The sequence below is a fragment of the Brevundimonas sp. genome (genome assembly GCF_016463295.1).
In the GTDB taxonomy this organism is placed as follows: domain Bacteria; phylum Pseudomonadota; class Alphaproteobacteria; order Caulobacterales; family Caulobacteraceae; genus Brevundimonas.
In genome coordinates, this window is sequence record NZ_JAEMRO010000111.1 from 1 (window position 1) to 5,709 (window position 5,709).

A 5,709-nucleotide genomic window follows, 5' to 3' on the forward strand; every position below is an offset into this window, starting at 1 on the left:
GGCGGGCGCAGGGGTCATGGGGGGCGTTATAGCGCCCGCTGCGGCAAAGCCCACGGCTGCGTCACGGATTCTTGCCTTCCTGTCGGCCCAGGTCGCGGCCCAGACCCTGCGCTGGCGCATGTGGGCCCCGGTGGCATTCGGCGGCGGGTGCGCGGTTTATTTCGGCCTGAAGGTCGAGCCCCTGCTGTGGCCGCTTCTCCTGATCGCGGCGGTAGCCGTGGCCCTTTGGCTGGTCGCACGCTGGAAAGGCGTGGCGCGGCTGTGGACCCTGCCGCTGATGCTGGCGGCCTGCTTCGCCCTGGGTCTGGCGGTATCCAAGCTGCGGACCGACGCGGTGGCGGCCCCCATCGCCCCCGCCATGGCCGAGCCGACGGTGGTCGAGGGCTGGGTCATGGATGTCGACAGTCCGGGATCGGCCGGGCCCCGCGTCGTCATCGCCCCGGTGCGGGTGCGCGGGTTGACACCTGGGGAGACGCCCGAGCGGCTGCGCGCGACGGTGCGGGGGCCGATCCCCGAGCCGGGCACGGCGATCCGCCTGTTCGCCATCATCAATCCTCCGCCGGCCCCGGCCAGTCCGGGGGCCTACGACTTCGGCCGCAATGCCTATTTTCAGAGCCTGGGCGGCGTGGCGTTCGGCCTGGGCGAGCCGAGGGCGATCGATCTGGCCCCGCCGCCTTGGAGCCTGCGCGCCGCGATGGCGGTGAACGCCATGCGGTTCGATCTGGCGCGGCGGATCGTTGAGCGGCTGGGTCCGCGCACCGGGGGCGTGGCCGCGGCCATGACCACAGGACAGGAAGCCTGGCTGGATCCCGAAGAAGTCGAGATCATGCGGGATTCGGGGCTGGCGCACATCCTGTCGATCTCGGGCCTGCATATGGCCGTCGTGGGCGGGTTCGCCTTCTTTCTGGTGCGGTTTCTGGTGGCCTGCTGGCCGTGGCTGGCGCTGAGGGTCTCCGGCAAGAAGGTCGCGGCATGGGGCGGTCTGATCGCGGTCGGGACCTATCTGGTCGTGTCGGGCCATCCGCCACCGGCGGAGCGGGCGGCGATCACGGCCTCGATTGCCTTCATCGCCATCCTGCTCGACCGCCAGGCGATCACCATGCACGCCCTGGCGGTGGCGGCCTTCGTCGTCCTGCTGCTGCAGCCTGAGGCCATCGTCACGCCAGGGTTCCAGATGTCGTTCGCGGCCACGGCGGCCCTGGTGGCCCTGGTCGAAGCCTGGCCTCGGCGGCCGCGCGAGATTTCCGTCCCCTGGCCCATCCGGGTCGTTCAGCAGACGGGCGTCTGGCTGGCGGCGGCGGTTATGGCCAGCCTGGTCGCAGGCGCGGCGACCGGCCCGTTTGCCATGCAGCATTTCAACCGCACGGCCATGTACGGGCTGGTGGCCAATCTGGCGACGGCACCCCTGTCGGATTTTCTGATCATGCCCGCCTTGGCTCTGGGAGCCTTGCTGGAGCCAGTGGGACTGGGTGCTCCTTTCCTTTGGCTGGCCGGGCAGGGGATCGGGATTATGCTCGCGATTGGAGCGTGGACGGCCGGTCTGCCCGGTGCGGTTCGGACTGTGGCGAGTGCTCCGGACTACGTCCTGCCCATCGCCTTCCTCGGTGTGCTGTTCTGCTGTCTGTGGCGCGGACCGCTGCGCTGGTTGGGCCTGCCTCTGGCCATGGCCGTCATGGTCTGGCCGAGAGAGCCGACGCCAGACCTGTGGATCGGAGACGGCGGCACACAGGCGGCCTTTGTGCGAGAGGATCAGGCCGTTGTCACTCGCCCCGGTGTTCGCCAGTTCGCGGTGGATGTCTGGAGCCGCCGGCGCGGCGTAGAACCGGTCGAGCGGCAGGCCGAAGGCTGGACCTGCACGCGGTTTTCCTGTGCGCCGGACACACCCGAAGCCGGGCCGGTCGCCGTCTGGTGGGGCAAGAAGGCTCCGACAGTCGAGCAGTTGTCGGGGCTGTGTGTGACAGCAGAGGTTGTGTCAGTGCGGGCGTCCGTATCAGCCCTGCCAGCGGCGTGCGCTAACCGACTTTTTCTGGACGGCACAGACTATGCGCGGGGTGGGGCCGTCGAGCTGTGGCGGGACCCAGCCACAGCCAGTGGCTGGCGCGGAGTTTGGACATCAGACGTCCGGGGCGACCGGCCATGGAGCCGGTTCGGGGACGCGGATGCCGCAGACGCGGGCTAGTGGTACTGGCGCAGTAGGCCGACCAGCTTGCCCTGCACCTCGACCTGATCGGGGCCGAATATGCGGGTTTCATAGTTGCGGTTTGCCGGTTCCAGCGCGATGGATCCGCCCTTCTTGCGAAGGCGTTTCAGCGTGGCTTCCTCGCCCTCTACCAGGGCGACGACGATCTCGCCGGAGTTGGCGCTGTCGGACTTTTTGATGATGACCATGTCGCCGTTCAGGATTCCGGCCTCGATCATGGAATCGCCCTCGATCTCCAGAATGTAGTGCTCTCCGGCTCCCAGCATGGATTCCGGCACCGGATAGCGGGCGGTTTCGTGCTCAATGGCGGCGATGGGCGTACCGGCGGCGATCTTGCCCATCAGGGACAGTTCGCGGGTGTCGTTGGCGGGTTCGGCGGCAGAGGTGCGTCCGCCCTCGATCACGCCGGGGCGGAAGGGCGCGCGGGCGGCACGACCGCCGGTCGCTGCCTGATCCGGCAGTTTGGTCACTTCCAGCGCCCGCGCCCGGTGCGCCAGGCGGCGGATGAAGCCGCGTTCCTCCAGCGCCGTGATCAGGCGATGGATGCCCGACTTCGACGCCAGGTCCAGCGCCTCCTTCATTTCGTCGAAGGAGGGCGAGACGCCCGTCTCCTGAATCCGCTCATGGATGAACATCAGAAGTTCGTGCTGTTTGCGCGTGAGCATGGCGTCGAATCGTCCAGAACAAGGCGTGAACCGTTGCCGATGTTCTGTAAGTGTTCTTGCCTAATGTCAACTTAACGGCAGTTGGGAGATCGTCGGGTCTTCAACGGGCAAACCGAACCGCTCGCCGAGGTCGGCAGCGATGCTCGAGGCTGACTCTTTGAAGAAGACAATGGGCAAGCGCCGCTCTGACCCGTCGCTCAGATGAAAGACCGTGTAAGAAAGGCGTGGCCCTACGCAACCCGCTTGATCGACCCGGATCCGTTCAACCATCCTCATATCCAGAGGATTTTTCCATGCCTCGGAATAGAGTACGGTTTGCTCCAGATAAACCGGCGGCTTCCTCCGCTGGGCCATCCGGTAAAGTGACGCGGCTAGCATCACTGGCCCGACGGTCGCGGCAAGCAGAAGAAGCAATGGCGATCGGGTGGTGTCGGCGTTCTCGAGATAACCTGCGACGCCTCCGTCGAATGTGAGCGCCACGAACCATATGTGGGCACTTGCCCCTCCGAAGAACAGCAACGCCAACACTACGAGGAACCTGCTCCGCTCGGCGACAGGTGTAAGGGTCACGCCAGTAAGGCCCGCGTCGCCGCCTCAACATCGGCCTGACGCATCAGGCTTTCGCCCACCAGCGCAGCCTGCGCATGCGCCTCTGAGATCGTGGCCATGTCATCAGGCGTGAAGATGCCGCTTTCCGCGACCAGCAGGGCCCTGACAGGGCTGAGCATGGCCAGGCGGGCAGTTGTCTCCAGATCGACTTCGAAGGTACGCAGTGACCGGTTGTTGATGCCGACCAGATCGCCACCCAGCATGCAGGCGCGGGCCATTTCGGCCTCGTCATGAGTTTCGATCAGGGCGTCCATGCCGAACCGCTCGGCCTCGGCCAGAAGCTCGGCGGCCAGGGCGTCATCGATCATGGCCAGGATGATCAGGATGCAGTCGGCCCCCAGCGCCCGGCTCTCGGCCACCTGCCACGGATCGACCAGAAAGTCCTTGCGCAGGCAGGGCAGGGCGGTGGCGTCGCGCGCTTGGCCCAGGAAGGCGTCGTCGCCTTGAAAGCTGGGGCCGTCGGTCAGGACCGACAGGCAGCTGGCACCGCCGCGCTCATAGGCACGGGCGAGCGTCGGCGGGTCGAAGTCGGCGCGAATCAGCCCCTTGGACGGGCTGGCCTTCTTGATCTCGGCAATCAGGGCGGGCCGGCCGGTGTCCTCGGCATGCTGCTCCAGCGCAGCGCGAAAGCCACGCGGGGCTGAGGCGGCCGCAGCAAGGGCTTCGATGGCGGACTGGGACGTGCGGGCCTTGCGGTTGGAAACCTCTTCGCGCTTGTAGGCGGCGATCTGGCTGAGAATGTCCGTCATGCCGGGTCGTCCTCGATCGGGGTATTGGTGGCCGCGACCAGGGCCGCGAGGGCCTGTGCCGCATGGCCGTCGTCGATGACGCGGGCGGCCTGTTCCACGCCCTGAGCCAGGTCGTCGGCGCGCTCGCCCACCACCAGAGCGGCGGCCGCGTTGAGGAGGACGATGTCGCGGTAGGCCCCCCGCTCTCCGGCCAGCAGGGCGGTCAGGGCGGCGGCATTGGCCTCTGCATCGCCGCCGCGAATGTCGTCGATGGACGCCAGCGGCAGGCCTGCGTCCTGCGGCGTGACGGTGAAACGGCGGACCGTGCCGTCCTTCCATTCCGCCACCTCGGTCGGGCCGGTGGTGGTCAGTTCGTCCAGGCCTTGGCCGTGGACGGTCCAGGCGCGGGTGGCCCCCAGTCGGCCAAGAACTTCGGCCAGCGGCTCCAGCAGGCGAGGGTCATAGACGCCCATGACCTGGCGTTTGGCGCCCGCCGGATTGGACAGCGGTCCCAGCAGGTTGAAGACGGTGCGGAAACCGATCTCGGCCCGCACTGGCCCGACATGTCGCATGGCCCCGTGGTAGGTCGGGGCGAACAGGAAGGCGATCCCGGCGGCGTCGAGCGCCCGCAGTTGCTGGGCGGGTGTCGCGGCCAGGTTGACGCCCAGCACCGACAGCACATCGGACGAGCCGGATTTGGAGCTGAGCGCCCGATTGCCGTGCTTGGCGACCTTCAGGCCTGCACCCGCCAGCACCAGGGCGGCGGCGGTCGAGATGTTGAAGGTGTGTTGGCCGTCGCCACCCGTGCCGCAGGTGTCGATGACGTCGTAGGGATGCTCCAGCGTCAGGGCTGCGTCGCGCATGGCGGTGGCGAAGGCGGCGATCTCATCCACCGTCTCGCCCCGGATACGCAGGGCGGTCACGGCGGCGGCGACCTGGGCCGGAGTCGGCTCGCCGCGCAGGCAGGCCGCAAAGAAGGCATGGGCCTCTTCGCCGGACAGCACGCGGCCCTCGACCAGCCGCGCCAGCAGGGCCTTCACATCGTCGGCCATGCTCAGACCGTCGCCCGGCGCTTGACGTTGGCGAGGTCCAGGAAGTTGGCCAGCAGGTCATGGCCATGTTCTGTGGCGATAGATTCGGGGTGGAACTGCACGCCGTGGATCGGGCGCGTCCTGTGGGCCAGGCCCATGATTTCGCCGTCTGCGGTCCAGGCGGTGACCTCCAGCACATCGGGCAAGGTCTCGCGTTTGACCGCCAGCGAGTGGTAGCGCGTCGCCGTGAAGGGCGAGGGCAGGCCGGCGAAGACGCTCTTGCCCTCATGCAGAATGGGCGAGGTCTTGCCGTGCATCAGGGCCTTGGCGCGGATGACGTCGCCGCCGAACGCCTGACCCATCGCCTGGTGGCCCAGGCAGACGCCAAAGATCGGCATGTCCAGCGGCGCGGTGTCCAGAAGGGCCAGACAGACGCCAGCCTCGTTGGGGGTGCAGGGGCCCGGCGACAGCAGAAC

Annotated in this window: 6 protein-coding genes; 1 reads left to right on the top strand and 5 read right to left on the bottom strand. The window is 67.8% G+C overall.

The window, feature by feature from the left end; translation table 11 throughout:
• Window positions 1-2,179: ComEC/Rec2 family competence protein (locus JHC81_RS13475; RefSeq protein WP_366466275.1), on the top strand; the 2,179-nt coding region annotated here is incomplete at its 5' end.
• Here the strand turns inward: JHC81_RS13475 and lexA are convergent.
• The 5 genes from lexA to JHC81_RS13500 form a co-directional block, all read right to left on the bottom strand.
• Window positions 2,176-2,865: a transcriptional repressor LexA gene (gene lexA / locus JHC81_RS13480; protein ID WP_292175521.1), complete on the bottom strand. Its 690-nt coding sequence runs from the start codon at window positions 2,863-2,865 to the stop codon at window positions 2,176-2,178. The two genes, JHC81_RS13475 and lexA, sit on opposite strands and share 4 nt — an antisense overlap.
• 66 nt (window positions 2,866-2,931) lie before the next feature.
• Complete coding sequence (locus tag JHC81_RS13485; protein WP_292175523.1) at window positions 2,932-3,393, bottom strand: hypothetical protein; 462 nt, start codon at window positions 3,391-3,393, stop codon at window positions 2,932-2,934.
• Window positions 3,394-3,431: 38 nt separating this feature from the next.
• The gene (gene trpC / locus JHC81_RS13490) at window positions 3,432-4,223 is read right to left on the bottom strand and encodes an indole-3-glycerol phosphate synthase TrpC (protein ID WP_292175525.1); all 792 of its coding nucleotides are present in this window, start codon (window positions 4,221-4,223) and stop codon (window positions 3,432-3,434) included.
• A complete protein-coding gene (trpD, locus tag JHC81_RS13495; RefSeq protein WP_292175527.1) occupies window positions 4,220-5,254 on the bottom strand; it encodes an anthranilate phosphoribosyltransferase in 1,035 nt (344 codons plus the stop codon). Before trpD ends, trpC begins: the two co-directional genes overlap by 4 nt.
• 2 nt (window positions 5,255-5,256) lie before the next feature.
• The coding region (locus JHC81_RS13500) for an aminodeoxychorismate/anthranilate synthase component II (protein ID WP_292175529.1) at window positions 5,257-5,709 on the bottom strand (453 nt) is incomplete at its 5' end.

Bases quoted from the DNA above. Each gene is read 5' to 3' on its own strand.
- lexA (WP_292175521.1), bottom strand. From the start codon at position 2,865: ATGCTCACGCGCAAACAGCACGAACTTCTGATGTTCATCCATGAGCGG.
- trpD (WP_292175527.1), bottom strand. From the start codon at position 5,254: ATGGCCGACGATGTGAAGGCCCTGCTGGCGCGGCTGGTCGAGGGCCGC.
- trpC (WP_292175525.1), bottom strand. From the start codon at position 4,223: ATGACGGACATTCTCAGCCAGATCGCCGCCTACAAGCGCGAAGAGGTT.